The organism is Streptomyces sp. NPDC006326, from assembly GCF_040612915.1.
In the GTDB taxonomy this organism is placed as follows: Bacteria; Actinomycetota; Actinomycetes; order Streptomycetales; family Streptomycetaceae; genus Streptomyces.
The window spans coordinates 47,399-63,806 of sequence record NZ_JBEXRC010000037.1 but is presented as its reverse complement, the minus strand read 5'-3'; the positions used below and the strand labels follow the sequence as shown (position 1 = coordinate 63,806).

The window sequence follows — 16,408 nt, the reverse complement described above, 5'->3', positions numbered from 1 at the left end:
CGTCGTGCAGCTGTGCAACGCCCCGCATTCCACGCAGCTCTTTCCTGCATGACGAAGGAAGCCATCCCTTTGCGTCCCACTCGTGCGGTGGTCCTGCTCACCGCAGGGCTCGTCGCCCTCCTCGGTGTTCCCGGCACTGCGGCCGCCGCTACGCCGTCCACGCTGTACGTCAGCAACCATGACGACTCCCACTGCTCCGACGCCGGATCGGGCACGCAGTCCGTCCCGTTCTGCACCGTCTCGGCCGCGGCCAAGGCCGTCCAGCCGGGCCAGACGGTGCTCGTGAAGACGGGCAGGGCCTATGACGAGGCCGTGACCGTCGACCGCTCCGGTGAGCCGGGCAGGCCGGTCACCTTCGCCGCCGATCCGACGGAGGGCGCGCCCACGGCGGAGCTGTCCAAGGGCCTGGCCGTCACCGGCGCCGGCCACGTGGTAGTACGCGGCCTGACCGTCCGCGGCGGCGTCCAGATCAGCCGATCGACCGATGTGGAGCTCGACCGGACGGTCGTCTCACGGGGCACGCTCGACGCCCTCGTGGTCGGCGGGGAAAGCACGGACGTGCACGTCAGCCGGAGCCGGCTGACGGGAGTCCGGGTCGAGGGCGGCTCGCGGGGCACCGTGCTCGGCCGCAACCAGATCATCGGCGTCGTCCGGCCGGCGGTCACGGTGGTCGACGCGCCGGGCACGGCCGTCACCAACAACACGTTCTACGGTTACTGCCAGGCGGCCCTCTCGGTCAGTGGCGGCTCGACCGGCTCCGCGCTGTTCAACAACGTGCTCTACACCGAGGCGACCTCCACGCGGTGCGAGTCGGCCGAACCGGTTCAGGGCATGGCGGTGTCCCAGAGCGCGGCCGAGGGCACCCGCGCCGACTACAACCTGATCGTTTCCGCCGCCGGGCGCACGGTCTACAGCTGGGCCGGCACCGGGTACCAGAGCCCGGCGGCGTTCCAGGCCGCCAGCGGCCAGGGTGCGCACGACATCCTGACCGCGTCCCGCGACGAGGCCGGCCAGATGGACGGCTCACGGGCCATCGACTCCGCCGACCCGACGGCACCGGGCGTACTGCCCACGGACCACAACCTGAACCCGACCGCCGACGACCCGCGCGTGCCCAACACCGGCAAGGACGGGGGGTACCTGGACCGCGGTGCCTACGAGACCCAGGACGGCCTGAGCGAGGCCTGGATGGTGATCGACCGGACCTGGGCGCCGGCCGGCACCCCGGTGGAGGTGCAGGCCGTGTCGAACAGCCTCTGGCCCACCGCCATGGAGTACCACGTGGACTTCGGCGACGGGACGCCGCCCGTCGTCACCCGACCGGGCAACGCCCTGGGCGCCGTCGCCACGCACGTCTACAGCGCGCCGTGCGAGTGCACGGTCAAGGTCACGGCGGTCAACGGCGTCGGGGCGAAGGCCTTCACGCAGAAGTCCACCAAGGTGACCGCGGCCGGCCCGCTGACCGCCGCGTTCACCGCCGAGCCGGTGCTGCCGGCCTCGGACAGCCCCATCGGCTCCACCCGTCCGCTGACCGTGCGCATCGACCCCGCGGCCACGGCTCTCCCGTGGCCCCTGGACCGGGTGGACCTGGACTTCGGTGACGGCACCACCGCCCAGGGCAACAGCCTGGAGCCGGTCCAGCACACCTACAGCCGGCCGGGCGACCACCGGGTGCAGGTCACCGTCCGCGACTCCCATGGCGCCACGTCCACGGCGGCCAAGACGGTGAAGGTCGACTACGCGCCCTCCGGCTACGTCGCCACCGCACCGTTCCGCCTGCTCGACACCCGCACCACCAACAGCCCCGTCGCGGGCGGGACGCCGACCGGCGTGATCCTGCCGGCCGGCCTGTCCGTGCCGGACCACGTCCTCTCCGGCGGCATGGCCGCGGCCGTCCTCAACGTCACCGTCACGGGCGCCACGGAGGACACCCACCTGAGCGTGTGGCCCTCCGGCCAGCCCCGCCCGGCGACCTCGAACGTCAACGTCCGCGCGGGCGGCACGTCCTCCAACACGGTGACCGTCCCCGTCGGCGCCGACGGCCGGGTCTCGGCCCAGCTGAACTCCGGCCGGGCCTCGCTCGTCGTCGACTTCGTCGGCTACTACCAGCCGAACGCCGGGCAGCGCTTCAGCCCGATCGCCCCGACCCGCCTCGCCGACACCCGTACCGCGGGCGGCGCGCTCGCCGGGGGCACGAGCCGGACCGTCAAGGTCGCGGGCGTGGGCGGCGTCCCCGCCGGCGCCACCGCGGTCGCACTCAACCTGACCAGCACCGGGTCCACCGCCGACGCGCACGTCATCGCCTACCCCGACCCGGCGAACCGGCCCGCCACCTCGAACCTCAACCCCGAGCCGGGCAAGGACAAGTCGAACCAGGCCATCGTCCCGGTGGGCCCGGACGGCACGATCACCCTCTACACCAACACCGGCTCCACGCACCTGGTCCTGGACGCGGTCGGCTGGTACGGCAAGGACGGCACGACCCTGTTCACGCCGACCGTCCCGAGGCGCCTCGCCGACACCCGTACCACCGGCAAGCTCGCCCCCGGCACGGACACCACCGTCGCCGGCCTGCCCGCCGGAGCGGTCGGCGCGGTACTGAACGTCACCGCGACCGAGTCCACCGGACCCGGATTCCTCACCGTCTACGGGTACGGAGCGAGCCGCCCGGGTGCCAGCAGCCTCAACACCCGTCCCGGCGACACCGTCCCCAACCACGTCACCACCCCGGTGGCGGACGGCCGCGTCGCCGTCTGGAACAGCCACGGCGGCAGCACCCACGTGATCACCGACCTGCTCGGCTACTTCACCCGGCCCTGACCGGCCGCCCCAACCCGCCCCGGCCGCCCACGCCCTGCGTGCGGCGGCCGGGGCGGCGGCGTGTCCGGGCCGCGTCAGCGGGCGCCACCGGGGCGGCTGCGGACGTGCGCCGGCCGAGGCGCCATGGCCGGGCGGAGGGGGTCGCCGATAGCCTTCCGGGGGTGATGCGCGGCGCACAGCGTGGTGTGGCCGCTCCTATCCGCAATTGCCTGCGAAGGTGGAACGCGTGAAGGCTATCCGTCGATTCACCGTACGCCCTGTCCTCCCGGAACCCCTCCTGCCGCTGGCGGACCTCGCGCGCAACCTGCGCTGGTCCTGGCATGCGGAGACCCGCGAACTCTTCCAATCCGTCGACCCCGAGGGCTGGCAGGCCGCAGGGGGAGACCCCGTCCGGCTCCTCGGCGGGGTCAGCGCCTCCCGGCTGGAGGAGCTGGCCGGCGACCGCCGGTTCCTGCGCCGCCTCGCCGCCGTGGTGGCCGACCTCGACGACTACGTCCACGGCGGGAGGTGGTACCAGAGCCATGAGGACTCCGCCGATCTCCCCGCCGCGATCGCCTACTTCTCCCCGGAGTTCGGCATCACCGCCGCCCTCCCCCAGTACTCCGGCGGCCTGGGCATCCTCGCCGGGGACCACCTCAAGGCCGCCAGCGACCTCGGCGTCCCGCTCATCGGAGTGGGACTGCTGTACCGCCACGGCTACTTCCGCCAGTCCCTCTCCCGCGACGGCTGGCAGCAGGAGCACTATCCCGTACTCGATCCCAACGAACTCCCCCTGTCCCTCCTGCGGGACGAGGACGGGGCTCCCGCCCGCGTCTGCCTGAGCCTGCCCGGCGGCCGGGTCCTGCACGCGCACATCTGGCAGGCCCGGGTCGGCCGGGTGCCGCTGCTGCTGCTCGACTCCGACGTCGAGGACAATGACGCGGGCGCCCGGGAGGTCACCGACCGGCTCTACGGCGGCGGCAGCGACCACCGGCTGCTCCAGGAGATGCTGCTCGGCATCGGCGGCGTGCGCGCGGTGCGGCGGTACTGCCGGATCACCGGCCATCCCGACCCCGAGGTGTTCCACACCAACGAGGGCCACGCCGGGTTCCTCGGACTCGAACGCATAAGGGAACTGGAAGGGGAGCAGGGGCTCGGATTCGAGGCCGCCGTCGAGGCGGTGCGCGCCGGGACCGTGTTCACCACGCACACCCCCGTGCCCGCCGGCATCGACCGCTTCGACCGGGCCCTGGTCGCCCGCCACTTCGGTACCGGTGCCGAGCTGGAGGGCGTCCCCGTCGACCGGATCCTGGAACTCGGCGCCGAGACCTACCCCGGCGGCGACCCCGGGGTGTTCAACATGGCGGTGATGGGCCTGCGGCTCGCCCAGCGGGCCAACGGGGTCTCCACCCTGCACGGCGCCGTCAGCCGGGGCATGTTCGCCGGGCTGTGGCCGGGCTTCGACCCCGCCGACGTGCCCATCACCTCCGTGACCAACGGCGTGCACGCCCCGACCTGGGTGGCCCCCGAGGTCGTCCGGCTCGGCGCCCGCCAGATCGGCGCCGGACGCACCGAGGACGCCCTGTCCGTCGGCGGCTCCCAGCGCTGGGACGCCGTCGCGGACATCGCCGACCAGGACATCTGGGACCTGCGGCGGGTGCTGCGCGAGCAGCTGGTGCAGGAGGTGCGCGACCGGCTGCGGGCCTCCTGGCGCCGGCGCGGTGCCGCGGACGCCGAACTGGGCTGGGTGGACTGCGTACTCGACCCCGACGTGCTCACCATCGGGTTCGCCCGGCGGGTGCCCTCCTACAAGCGGCTCACCCTGATGCTGCGCGACCCCGAGCGGCTGCGCCGGCTGCTGCTGGACCCGGACCGGCCCGTGCAGATCGTGGTCGCGGGCAAGGCGCACCCGGCCGACGACGGGGGCAAGCGGCTCGTCCAGGAGCTGGTGCGGTTCGCGGACGACCCGCGGGTGCGGCACCGGATCGTCTTCCTGCCCGACTACGGCATGGCGATGGCGCAGAAGCTCTACCCGGGCTGCGACGTCTGGCTCAACAACCCGCTGCGGCCGCTGGAGGCGTGCGGGACCAGCGGGATGAAGGCCGCCCTGAACGGCTGCCTCAACCTGTCCGTGCTGGACGGCTGGTGGGACGAATGGTTCGAGCCGGACTTCGGCTGGGCCATCCCGACCGCCGACGGCCTCGGGACGGACGAGGAACGGCGTGACGACCTGGAGGCCGCCGCCCTCTACGAGTTGATCGAGAACCGGGTCGCGCCCCGGTTCTACGACCGCTCCGGGCGGGCGGCACTCCCGGTCCGGTGGATCGAGATGGTCCGGCGCACCCTCGTCTCCCTGGGCCCCAAGGTGCTGGCGGGGCGGATGGTGCGGGAGTACGTGGAACGGCTGTACGTGCCGGCCGCCCACGCCCACCGGGCCCTGACCCCGGAGGCGGCGCGTGACCTGGCCTGGTGGAAGGGCCGGGTCCGGGCGGCCTGGCCGCGCGTCGGTGTCGAGCACGTGGAGGCGCTGGCCGACGCCCCGGTCAACGGCACCGCCGAGCTCGGGGCCACGCTCACGCTGCGGGTGCGGGTGGCGCTGGACGCGCTCGCGCCCGAGGACGTGGAGGTGCAGGCGGTCGCGGGCCGGGTGGACCCGCAGGACGTGATCCGGGACGGGAGGAGCTTCCCGCTCAAACCGGCCGCCGGGCCGGACCTGGAGGGCCGCTGGGTGTACGAGGGCCCGCTCGCCCTCGACCGTACGGGGCCCTTCGGCTACACCGTACGGATCCTGCCCGCGCACCCGCTGCTGGCGACCCCGGCCGAACTGGGGCTGGTCGCGGCCCCGGTGGCCACGGACGCCGGCGGCGGCGTGGTGCTGCGCTAGCAGGCCCTAACCCCTGGCGGACCGGACGGGGGCGGGCGGCGGATCCACCAGCCGCCCGCCCTCCACCAGCATCCCGGCCCGCTTGACGTTGCGCAGGGTCGGGATCACCTCCACGTGGTGGATGCCGGGCACCGCCCCGATCCGCTCCGTCAGGTACGTGTACAGCGCGTCGGTGTCCCGGCACACCACCACCGCCATCACATTGGCCGTCCCCGTCACCGCGGCCGCGAACGGCACCTCCGGATGGCCCGCGAGCGCGGCGCCCACCTCCGCCAGCCGGGCCGGCGCCGCGGTCATCATCAGCGTCGCCTCCGCCTCGAAGCCGAGGGCCGCGGGTACGAGCTCCACGTCGAGGTAGAGCGCGCCGAGCTCCCGCAGCCGCTCGACCCGGCGGCGGGCCGTGGACTCCGACAGGCCCGTGGCGCGCGCCAGCTCCGGATACCCGGCCCGGCCGTCCTTGCCGAGCACCGACAGCAGCGCGAGCTCGGCCTCGTCCAGGGTGTACCGCTCCTGCGCCCGCGCCGCGACGGGCCGCTCCAGCGCCGCGACCTGCTCCGGCCGCAGCACGTCGAGACCGCACCACCGCGCCGGGCCGCCCATGAACACCCGCAGGATGGTCTGCGCGCTGACCCCGGTCACCCGCCGGGTGCGCGGGAGCTTGTCCAGCAGCAGCACATCGCGGTCCTGACTGGTCCTCGCCTTGGTCAGACAGTTGATCTCGGTGCCGCCGGAGGCGAGCTTGACCCAGGAGATGTCCGGCCGCCGGGCCAGCGCCTCGGCCACCGCCAGAGCGGCGTCAGGGGCGCACTGCACCCGCAGCCAGGACTCGAACAGCCCGACGCGGCGGCCCAGCGGCAGGCCCACCACCCGGACCAGGCCCGAGCCGTGCATCCGGCGGTAGCGGCGCACCACCGTCTGGTCGGAGACCTCCAATACCTCGGCGATCCGGCTGAAAGGGGCCCGGCCGTCGAGCATCAGGGCCTGGACCAGTGCCTGGTCGAGGGCGTCCAGCGCTCCCGGCGGCTCGGTGTACGCGGTCGCGGTCAAGGTCATGGTTTCCATCATGGCAGGCGCCCCGATGCGGGGAATCCGGCAGGAGCGGCCCAGCGGGTGCGGAGATCGGGTGCCCGGCTGAGAGCGTGAGCCACCGCGCCGCACCGCGCCGCACCCCACCCCAACGCCCCCGACACAGGAGAACTCCATGCGTAAATGGCTGCCCCTCACGGCCGTGTGCCTCGGGGCCTTCATGCTCCTGGTCGACGTCACGATCGTGACCGTCGCCCTGCCCGACATGGCCGCCGACATGCACACCGGTTTCGCCGGACTCCAGTGGGTCATGGACGTCTACGCCCTGGCCCTGGCCGCCCTGCTGCTCGGCGCGGGCTCGTTCGCCGACCGGATCGGCCGCCGCCGCGTCTACCTCGGCGGTCTGACCCTCTTCGCGGCGGCCTCGCTGGCCTGCGGCCTGGCCGCAGGCCCGGCCCAGCTGATCGCCTTCCGCGCCGTCCAGGGCCTCGGCGGCGCCGCGATGTTCGCCACCACCATGGCCCTGCTCAGCAGCGCCTACCAGGGCCGCGACCGCGGGATCGCCTTCGGTGTCTGGGGCGCGGTCAACGGCGCCGCCGCCGCGGCCGGTCCGATCATCGGGGGACTGCTCACCGAACACTTCGGCTGGCGCTGGATCTTCTTCATCAACCTGCCGGTCTGCGCCCTCGCCGTGTACGTCACCGCCAAGGCGGTCGCCGAGTCCCGCAACCCGCACGCGCGCGGCCTGGACCTGCCGGGCACGGCCGCCTTCACGGCCGGGGCCGCCGCCCTCACGTACGGCCTGATACGCGTCGGCGAGCACGGCTGGACCGCGCCCGCCACCCTCGCCCTCTTCGGCCTCGGCGCGGCCGCCTTCGCCGCCTTCGTCCTCGTCGAACTGCGCAGCGCCCATCCGATGCTGGACCTCGCGCTGTTCCGCAGCCGCACCTTCGTCGGGGTCATGGCCGGCGCCCTGCTGCTGTCCGGCGCCGCCTTCTCGTACCTGATGTACGTCTCCCTCTGGCTCCAGTCCGCCGAGGGGATGGGGCCGGTGGCCGCGGGGCTGGTGCTGGTGCCGCTGAGCCTGGCCGCGTTCGCCGTCTCCGCCGTGGCCGGACGGATGCTGCACGGTGCCCCGGCGCGGCTGACCGTCGGCGGCGGGCTGCTGCTGATCGGCGTGGGCGCGCTGCTCCAGGGCTGGATGCTGGAGGCGGGGGACGGCTGGGCGGTCCTGGTGCCGGGACTGGTGGTGACCGGTGCGGGGGTCGGTATGGCGACCCCGGCGCTGGCGGCCGCCGCGATGGGCGCCGTGGCCCCGGCCCGCGCAGGGATGGCCGGGGGAGCCCTGAACACGGCGCGGCAGCTGGGCATGGCCCTCGGCATCGCGGTGATCGGTGCCGTGTTCCACTCGGGGCTGGCGGACGGGCTGCGCGGCTCCGGCCAGGCGGGCGGGACCGTGCGGGCGCTGGCCTCCGGCCGGGCCGGGGAACTGCTGGCGGCCGCTCCCGCCGCGCGCGACTGGGTGGAGGCGGCGTTCGCGAGCGGGCTTCGGGAGGCGTTCTGGGCTTCGGGCGTGATGGGCCTGGCCGGCGCGGCGCTCGTGGTCCTGCTGGTCCGCTCGGCCGGGCCGGCGGCCCCGGCCGGCCCCGCGCCCGTACCGGGTACGGCGACGGGGGCGCGGGACGGGGTCCCGTCCGGCGAACGCGCCTCCGCCTGACCCCGCGCACCGCTGCCGTATGGGCTCAGCCGGGCGCTCCGGGCGAGTGAACCTCCGAACACGCGCGCATGCCGAACCGTTTCAGCATCACGGCTCGCTCCTACGCTGCCCGCTGGATGCCACCGGACCGGCATTTACGCCCACAGAACGGATTTTTACCTCATGCGTCTTCGCCCCACGGCCGCCGCGCTGCTCGGAGCCCTCGCCCTCGTCCTCCCCACGGCCGGCCCCTCGCTGGCCGACGACCACGACGACCGCCGCCCCCTCGGACGGCTTGACTACATCGTCGACGAGGACGGCAACGAGCGCCATCAGATCCGCCCCGCTGACAACGACACCTGCTACGAGCTGACGGGAACCTCGCGCAGCCACCCCGCCACCGCGGTGGCCAACGAAACGGAGTCGCTGGCCCTGCTCTTCCCGGAGCGCGGCTGCAACGGCCGCCCCCAGCGGGTTCTTGAGCCGGGGGACGTGGTGCACAACGTGGACGTGCGCTCGGCGTTCTTCCAGCCGGCCGACAAGGACGGGCACCACGGCCGGCGTGACGACTTCGACGAGGGCTCCAGCGGCGCGGACCGGAGCCGCCGCGACTCCCGCCTCGACCAGGCGGTCAGCCGCCCGGCCGGGGACGACGACCAGCCTTCCATCCTGCCGGCGCCTGACCTGGGCGAGGAGGACCAGGGCGGCGAGGACCAGGGCCGTCCGGAGGACCAGCGCGACGAGGACCACGGCCGGCAGCAGGGCCGTGACGAGCAGCGCGACGAGGAGCAGGGTCCGGGCGAGGACCAGGGCCGTCCGGAGGACCAGCGCGACGAGGAGCAGGGCCAAGACGAGGAGCAGGGCCAGGACCAGGGCCAGGGCGAGGAGGAGGGCCAGGAGGAGGGCCGCCCCGAGGACCTGGGCGAGGAGCAGGGCCAGGACGAGCAGCGCGGCGAGGAGCAGGGCCTGGGCGAGGAGCAGGGCCAGGACGAGCAGCGCGGCGAGGAGCAGGGCCAGGGCGAGGAGCAGGGCCAGGACGAGCAGCGCGGCGAGGAGCAGGGCCAGGGCGAGGAGCAGGGCCAGGACGAGGAGCAGGGTCGCCCTGAGGACCAGGGCGAGGAGCAGGCCCGTCACGAGGAGCAGGGCGAGGAGCAGGGCCGCCCCGAGGAGCACCGCCAGGACCAGGCCCGTCACGAGGAGCAGGGCGAGGAGCAGGGCCAGGACGAGGCCCGTGACGAGGAGCAGGGCCAGGACGAGGCCCGTCACGAGGAGCAGGGCCAGGACGAGGGCCGGCAGCAGCAGGACGAGGAGCCGGACCTCTTCGACCGCATCTTCCGCGCCGTCTGATCGCAATGGAACAGGGCCGTCCGGGAGGGTCTCTCCCGGACGGCCCCGCGCTTTTCAGGGGTGGCCGGCCGACGGGCCGGCCTTCAGGGGATCAGAAGGTGAGCTTCCAGCTGTTGATGTAGCCGGTGTCCAGGCTGGCGAGGTCCGCCACCCGCAGCTTCCAGGTGCCCTGCGCCACCTCGGAGGAGGCGTTCACCGTGAAGCTCTGGACGATGTTGTCCGCGCTGCCGCCGGAGCGGTTGCGCAGGTTGTAGACGGTGCCGTCGGGGGCGACCAGGTCGACCCGGAGGTCACCGACGTAGGTGTGGACGATGTTCACGTCCACCTTGAGGGTGCTCGGGGCGTTGCCCGAACGGGCCACGGTGAGCGGGGACTCGACGGTGGCGTTGTCGTTGATCGGGTAGTCCGTCGTGTTCTCGAACACGTTCTGATCGCTGGTGCTGATGGTCCAGGTGAAGGACGTCGTGCCGGACTTGCCGGCGGAGTCGGTCACCGTCACGGTCACGTTGGACGTGCCCGTGGTGGTCGGCGTGCCCGAGATCAGACCTGTCGAGGCGTTGATGGACAGGCCGGCCGGCAGGCCGCTGGCCGAGTAGCTCAGGGCGCCCGGGTTGGTGCTGGTGGCCTGGACCTGGAGGCTGACGGCGGTGTTGACCTTGGTGGTCTGGTTGGCGATCTGGGTGACCGTGACACCGTTGTTGATGCGCGGGCCGACGGCGATGGCCGCCCAGGCGTTGGCCGCGTTGTTGTACGTGGCCGAGCCGGCGCCGTACAGGTCGGCGGCGGCCTGGAGGGTGGCCGTACGGGCCGCGGCGTAGTTGGTGTTCGACTTGAAGTAGCCCACCGTCAGCGCGCGGAACCAGATCTTCGCGGCGGCGTCACGGCCGATGCCGGTGACCGGCAGGCCGTCGGAGGTCGGCGAGTTGTAGCTCACGCCGTTGATGACCTTGGCGCCGGAGCCCTCGGAGGCCAGGTAGAACCAGTGGTTGGCCGGGCCCGAGGAGTAGTGGACGTCGACCCCGCCGATGCCGGAGTACCACGAGTCCTTCGACCCGCCGTCCTTGCTCGGCTTGTCCATGTAGCGCAGCGGGGTGCCGTCGCCGTTGATGTCGATCTTCTCGCCGACGAGGTAGTCGCCGACGTCCTGCGGGTTGTTGGCGTAGAACTCGACGGCCGCCGCCATGATGTCGGAGGTCGCCTCGTTCAGGCCGCCGGGCTCACCGCTGTAGGTCATGTTGCCGGTGACCGAGGTCAGGCCGTGGGTCATCTCGTGGGCGGCCACGTCGATGGACGTCAGCGGGTGCGTGTTGCTCATACCGTCGCCGTACGTCATGCAGAAGCAGGAGTCGTCCCAGAACGCGTTGACGTACGCGTTGCCGTAGTGGACCCGGCTGTACGGGGCCACGCCGTCGTTGCGCAGGCCGTTGCGGCCGTGCACGTTCTTGTAGTAGTCCCAGGTCACCTGGGCGCCGTAGTGGGCGTCCGCGCCGGCGGTCTCCTTGTTGGAGGCCGCGCCGTTGCCCCAGACGTCCGTGGTGTTGGTGAAGAGCGTGCCGGTGCCGGAGCTGCCGCCGTTGAGGTTGTAGGTCTTGTGGTTGCCGCGCCCGGCGTCGGTCAGCGTGTAGCTGCTGCCCGACTGCGAGGTGCCCATCGTGACCTGGCCGCTGTACATGGTGTTGCCGGTGCCGGTCTCGATGGCCTGCCACTCGGTGATCTTCGCGCCGGTCTTGGCGTCGGTGATCACGTGCAGCTCGCTCGGGGTGCCGTCGTCCTGGAGGCCGCCGACGACGGTCTCGTAGGCGAGGACGGGCGCGCCCTCGGCCGCCCAGATCACCTTGCGGGCGCTCTTGGAGGGCTTGGCCTCCTTGGAGCCCGCGGAGTTCGCCGCGGAGACGGCCTGGCCCTCGGCCGCGGCCGGGGTGACCGAGGCCGTGGTGTCGGCGACCTTGATCTCGTGGTTGGTGGCCTTGGTGATGCTCTTGGTGACGCCGCCCTTGGCGTGGACCGTCAGGTCACCGCCGAGCACGGGGAGTCCGCCGTAGGTGCGCTCGTACGTGGTGTGCGTGGTGCCGTCGGCGTCCTTGACGACGTCACGGACGACCAGCTTCTCCTGCTCGCCGAGGCCGAGGGCCTTGGCCGCCTGGACGGTGGTCGAGTTGGCGTCGGCGATGAGCGTCGCACGCTCGGAGGGGCTCAGCTTGACGGCTGCCGCGCCCGGGTTGGGCTGGGCGGCGGTGCGGGCCTGCGACGCGGTGGCGTCGGCGGATGCAGTGCCGGCCTGTATGCCGACGGCGAGCAGCGCTGCGGCGGCAACGAGCGCGCCGGCCGCGGTGGCACGCCTGTGGGGGGTGGGACTCAACGCAGACTCCTTCTGCAAGGGGGGTTCCGGACGGCTGGGTGGGCCTCCGGGCAGAGCAGGCTGGTGCGATGAACGGATCGAAGAGTGCCAGCTACTGGATGCAATGTCAGGAGCGCGTCAAAAGGTTGGCTGGAAACGGTTCGTTGACCGAGGAGACGTATCCGGTATCCGAACCATTCACCTTCGTGTGCGAAAAAGCGGCCCGCCATCTGGAACGGTTGGTACCGGTTGCTAACGCTTGAGCAACAAGAGCTCTCGTTCGCGCAATCGGCACCTGGCGAACGGGTGTTTGTCGTACTGTTTCCCGGTGCGCCAGATGTCCGTCGCCTGGGGAAGCCACGGGCACGCGCCACTGTCATAGACCACGTGCCAGGGGGGCCCATGAGGCATGTCCATTTTCCTGCGCAAAGAGTGGCCGCGGCGGCCGCTGAATCCGTGCGGTCCGCCGCCGCGCCGGTGAGGCGGCTCGGCGACAAGGCGCGCTGGTACCTGCCCGCCGCCCTGACCGCGGACTTCCTCGGCGCCGCCGTGCCCGTGGGACTCGTCTTCCAGGCCGCGCAGCAGGTCCGGCCGGTGTACTGCGCCCTCGGCGCGGCGCTCGCCTGGACCGGGGTGCAGGCGCTGCGCCGCCGCTACGCGGCCCGGGTGCTCGGCGAATCGCGCGGAGTGCTGCCCGTCGTCCACGACTGGCTGATTCTCATCGGTGTCCTGGCCGTCGCCCGCGTGGTGACCGGTGAGAACACCCCGCGGCTGGCCGCCCTCGGGGCCCTGCTGCCCGCTCTGCTCATCACCGTGGCCTGTCACAAACTGACCTACCGCCACCTCTCCGCCGCCCGGCGCGAGGCGCAGGCCGTCAGCCGCGTCCTGGTGGTCGGCGAGCCGGGGGCCGCCGACTCCGTCATCGCCCACCTCGCCGCGCGCACCGACCACCCGTACGTCGTGGTCGGAGTGGTCCCGGTCGGGACCGGCCCCCTCGACAGCGGGGTGCCGGTGGCCGCCCGGCTCGACGCGGCCGCGCCCGAGGCCCCGAACGGCGACTCCGCCGCGGTGCTCGGCGCGGTCCGCAGTCACCACGCCGACCTCGTCCTCGTGGCCCCCGGGGCGCGCATCGCCGGCGAGCGGCTGCGCCGGGTGGCCTGGGCCCTGCACGACGCCGGGCTGGAACTGGCCGTCTTCCCCGGGCTGGTGGAGGTGTCCGTCAAGCGGCTGGAGACCCTGTCCGCGGGCGGGCTCGCCGTGCTGCGGGTGGCGCCGCCGGTGGGCCGGGGCGTCCAGACCTTCCTCAAGGCGGTGCTCGACCGCGCCGGGGCCGCGCTCGGGCTGCTGCTGCTCTCGCCGCTCTTCCTCGGCATCATCGTGGCGATACGCCTCGGCTCGAAGGGCCCGGCGTTCTACCGCCAGCGGCGCATCGGGCGCGACGGGATCCCGTTCGTGATGTGGAAGTTCCGGACGATGGTCGTGGACGCGGACCGGCTCAAGAACGAGCTGTCCGGGGCCAACGAGAACGACGGCCTGATGTTCAAGATCCGCCGGGACCCCCGGGTGACCCGGGTCGGCCGGCTGCTGCGCCGCACCTCGCTCGACGAACTCCCGCAGCTCATCAACGTCCTGGGCGGCCACATGTCCCTGGTCGGACCGCGCCCGCCGCTGCCGGAGGAGGTGGCGCAGTACGACGAGGTCGAGCTGCGCAGGCTCACCGTACGGCCGGGGATGACGGGGCTGTGGCAGATCAGCGGGCGCTCCGACCTGTCCTGGGACGAGACCATCCAGCTCGACCTCCAGTACGTCGACAACTGGTCCTTCACCAGCGATGTCGACGTCATGGGCCGTACGCTCCGCGCCGTCGTCGACGGTCGCGGAGCCTACTGAGGGGCGAGGGGCCGCTCTCCGTGCGATCAGCTCTGCTCGCGCCACCACCGGTAGGTGGCGGCGATGCCGTCCCGCAAGGCGATCTCCGGCTTCCAGCCGAGCGAGGTCAGGCGGCCGACGTCGAGCAGCTTGCGCGGGGTGCCGTCCGGCTTCGACGTGTCCCAGGCGATCCGGCCGCGGAAGCCGGTCACCTCGGCGACGGTCTCGGCGAGGGCCTTGATGGTGAGGTCCTCGCCGCAGCCGATGTTCACGGGCTCGTCGCCGTCGTAGGAGCGCAGGAGGACGGCGCACGCGGCGGCCAGGTCGTCCACGTGCAGGAACTCCCGGCGGGGCGTGCCGCTGCCCCACAGGGTGACCTCTTCGCGGCCTTCGGCGGCGGCCTCGTGGAAGCGCCGGATCAGGGCGGGCAGGACGTGCGAGCTCTGCAGGTCGAAGTTGTCGCCGGGGCCGTAGAGGTTCGTCGGCATCGCGGAGATGTACGAGGCTCCGTACTGCTTGCGGTACGACTGGACCTGCACGATGCCGGCGATCTTCGCCAGGGCGTACGCCTCGTTGGTCGGCTCCAGGGGGCCGGTCAGCAGGGCGTCCTCGCTGATGGGCTGGGGAGCGAGCTTCGGGTAGATGCAGGAGGATCCGAGGAACAGCAGACGGCCGACGCCGGCTGCGTGCGCCCCGCCGATGACGCTGAGCTGGATCTTGAGGTTGTCCTCAAGGAACTGCACCGGGTAGGTGCTGTTGGCCATGATCCCGCCGACCTTGGCCGCGGCGAGCACGACGGCGTCGGGGCGGACCTCCTTGAGGTACGCCCCGGTCGCGGCGGCATCGCGCAGGTCGAGGTCGGCGCGGCCCCGGGTGAGCACCTGGTGGCCGTCGGCGGTGAGCCGGCGGGCGACCGCGGACCCGACGAGGCCGCGGTGGCCCGCAACGAAGACGCGGGCGTTCGGGGGCAGCAGCGGCAGCGAACTTGTCATACCGCCGATGATGCCAGCCCGCTCCCGCGGGCTTCGGGGGAGGTGGACGCCCCGCCCGCCCGCCGCGGGCCGGAACTCGGCGAGAGTGGTTCCGGTTCGGCCGTGTACGGTACCCATCCGGCCCCTGCGGGGCCCCTGGCGGAGCCTGCCGAGGCGGCCCCCGCCGGGTCCGGGATCCCGGTGCCGCAGGCCGGCCGGGCGGGCGAACCCGGACCACCGCCCGGGGGCAGGACCCGGGGGAACGGGTGGGGGGATCCCCGCCCACCACAACAGAGCGCAACGACAACCAGGGGGACCCCATGGGCAAGACCGCACTGATCACCGGCGTCACCGGGCAGGACGGCTCCTACCTTTCCGAGCTGCTGCTGTCCAAGGGCTACACGGTGCACGGGCTCGTGCGGCGGTCCTCCAGCTTCAACACGGAGCGGATCGACCACATCTACCAGGACCCGCACACCGCGAACCGCTCCTTCGTGCTGCACCACGCGGACCTGTCCGACGGTGTCGCCCTGGTGAACCTGCTGCGTGAGATACGGCCCGACGAGGTCTACAACCTGGGCGCCCAGTCGCACGTGCGGGTGTCCTTCGACGCCCCCCTCTACACCGGCGACGTGACCGGCCTCGGCGCGCTGCGGCTGCTGGAGGCCATCCGGGCCAGCGGTGTGGACACGCGGATCTACCAGGCCTCGTCCTCCGAGATGTTCGGTGCCACCCCGCCCCCGCAGAACGAGAAGACCCCGTTCCACCCGCGCAGCCCGTACGGCGCCGCCAAGGTCTTCGCGTACTGGACCACGGTGAACTACCGCGAGGCGTACGACATGTTCGCCGTCAACGGGATCCTCTTCAACCACGAGTCGCCCCGCCGCGGCGAGACCTTCGTGACCCGCAAGATCACCAGGGCGGTCGCCCGGATCAAGGCCGGTCTGCAGGAGCACCTCTACCTCGGCAACCTCGACGCGGTCCGCGACTGGGGCTACGCCCCCGAGTACGTGGACGCCATGTGGCGGATGCTGCAGCAGGACGAGCCGACCGACTACGTGGTCGCCACCGGGGTGGCCGCCACCGTGCGCGAGTTCGTCGAGTCCTCCTTCGCACACGCGGGCCTGGACTGGGCCGACCACGTGCGCTACGACCCGAAGTACGAGCGCCCCAGCGAGGTCGACGCCCTCATCGGCGACGCCTCCAAGGCCCAGGAGCTGCTTGGCTGGAAGCCGACCGTTCTCGTGGCCGAACTGGCGCGGATCATGGTGGACGCCGATATCCGCCAGGTCGAGGACCAACTGGCGGGCGTGACGGTCCGTATCGACCGCTGAGGCCTTATATTTCCCCTACGATTTGCCGTGTCACGGTCATTCCCACGGGTAACCGCGGGTATGACCGGGGCAAACCTGCCGTATGTCCGTTGTGCGCCCTCCGCGGCGGACCCATTGATTCCAAGTTGGTATGCAATGGGTCAA

10 protein-coding genes are annotated in these 16,408 nt (G+C 72.6%); 7 read left to right on the top strand and 3 right to left on the bottom strand.

All coding sequences use genetic code 11. From position 1 onward, the window contains the following. Positions 1–69 precede the first annotated feature (69 nt). Both ABZ128_RS25625 and glgP read left to right on the top strand, forming a co-directional pair. Positions 70–2,820 carry a PKD domain-containing protein gene (locus ABZ128_RS25625; protein ID WP_356851159.1) on the top strand — a complete coding sequence of 917 codons (2,751 nt, stop codon included), beginning with the start codon at positions 70–72 and terminating at the stop codon, positions 2,818–2,820. A gap of 226 nt (positions 2,821–3,046) precedes the next feature. Next, a complete protein-coding gene (gene glgP / locus ABZ128_RS25620; RefSeq protein ID WP_356851158.1) occupies positions 3,047–5,683 on the top strand; it encodes an alpha-glucan family phosphorylase in 2,637 nt (878 codons plus the stop codon). Between the two features lie 6 nt (positions 5,684–5,689). Here the strand turns inward: glgP and ABZ128_RS25615 are convergent, their stop codons facing one another. Continuing rightward, a complete protein-coding gene (locus ABZ128_RS25615; protein WP_356851157.1) occupies positions 5,690–6,736 on the bottom strand; it encodes an AsnC family transcriptional regulator in 1,047 nt (348 codons plus the stop codon). 148 nt (positions 6,737–6,884) lie between these two features. Between ABZ128_RS25615 and ABZ128_RS25610 the strand changes: the two genes are divergently transcribed. Together ABZ128_RS25610 and ABZ128_RS25605 are read left to right on the top strand one after the other, a co-directional pair. Further along, positions 6,885–8,426, top strand: a complete 1,542-nt coding sequence (locus ABZ128_RS25610; protein WP_356851156.1) for an MFS transporter — start codon at positions 6,885–6,887, stop codon at positions 8,424–8,426. A gap of 162 nt (positions 8,427–8,588) precedes the next feature. Then, positions 8,589–9,752, top strand: coding sequence for a hypothetical protein (locus tag ABZ128_RS25605; RefSeq protein ID WP_356851155.1), 1,164 nt, complete (start codon positions 8,589–8,591; stop codon positions 9,750–9,752). Between the two features lie 91 nt (positions 9,753–9,843). Here the strand turns inward: ABZ128_RS25605 and ABZ128_RS25600 are convergent, their stop codons facing one another. Beyond that, positions 9,844–12,111, bottom strand: a complete 2,268-nt coding sequence (locus ABZ128_RS25600) for a M4 family metallopeptidase (protein WP_356851154.1) — start codon at positions 12,109–12,111, stop codon at positions 9,844–9,846. A 68-nt stretch (positions 12,112–12,179) separates the two neighbouring features. Between ABZ128_RS25600 and ABZ128_RS25595 the strand changes: the two genes are divergently transcribed. Both ABZ128_RS25595 and ABZ128_RS25590 read left to right on the top strand, forming a co-directional pair. Next, the gene (locus ABZ128_RS25595) at positions 12,180–12,353 is read left to right on the top strand and encodes a hypothetical protein (RefSeq protein WP_356851153.1); all 174 of its coding nucleotides are present in this window, start codon (positions 12,180–12,182) and stop codon (positions 12,351–12,353) included. 139 nt (positions 12,354–12,492) lie between these two features. Further along, positions 12,493–13,980 carry a sugar transferase gene (locus ABZ128_RS25590; protein ID WP_356851152.1) on the top strand — a complete coding sequence of 496 codons (1,488 nt, stop codon included), beginning with the start codon at positions 12,493–12,495 and terminating at the stop codon, positions 13,978–13,980. A gap of 26 nt (positions 13,981–14,006) precedes the next feature. Here ABZ128_RS25590 and ABZ128_RS25585 read toward each other — a convergent pair whose 3' ends face one another. Continuing rightward, a complete protein-coding gene (locus ABZ128_RS25585; RefSeq protein WP_356851151.1) occupies positions 14,007–14,951 on the bottom strand; it encodes a GDP-L-fucose synthase in 945 nt (314 codons plus the stop codon). A 299-nt stretch (positions 14,952–15,250) separates the two neighbouring features. Between ABZ128_RS25585 and gmd the strand changes: the two genes are divergently transcribed. After that, positions 15,251–16,264: a GDP-mannose 4,6-dehydratase gene (gene gmd, locus ABZ128_RS25580; protein WP_356851150.1), complete on the top strand. Its 1,014-nt coding sequence runs from the start codon at positions 15,251–15,253 to the stop codon at positions 16,262–16,264. Positions 16,265–16,408: the final 144 nt, after the last annotated feature.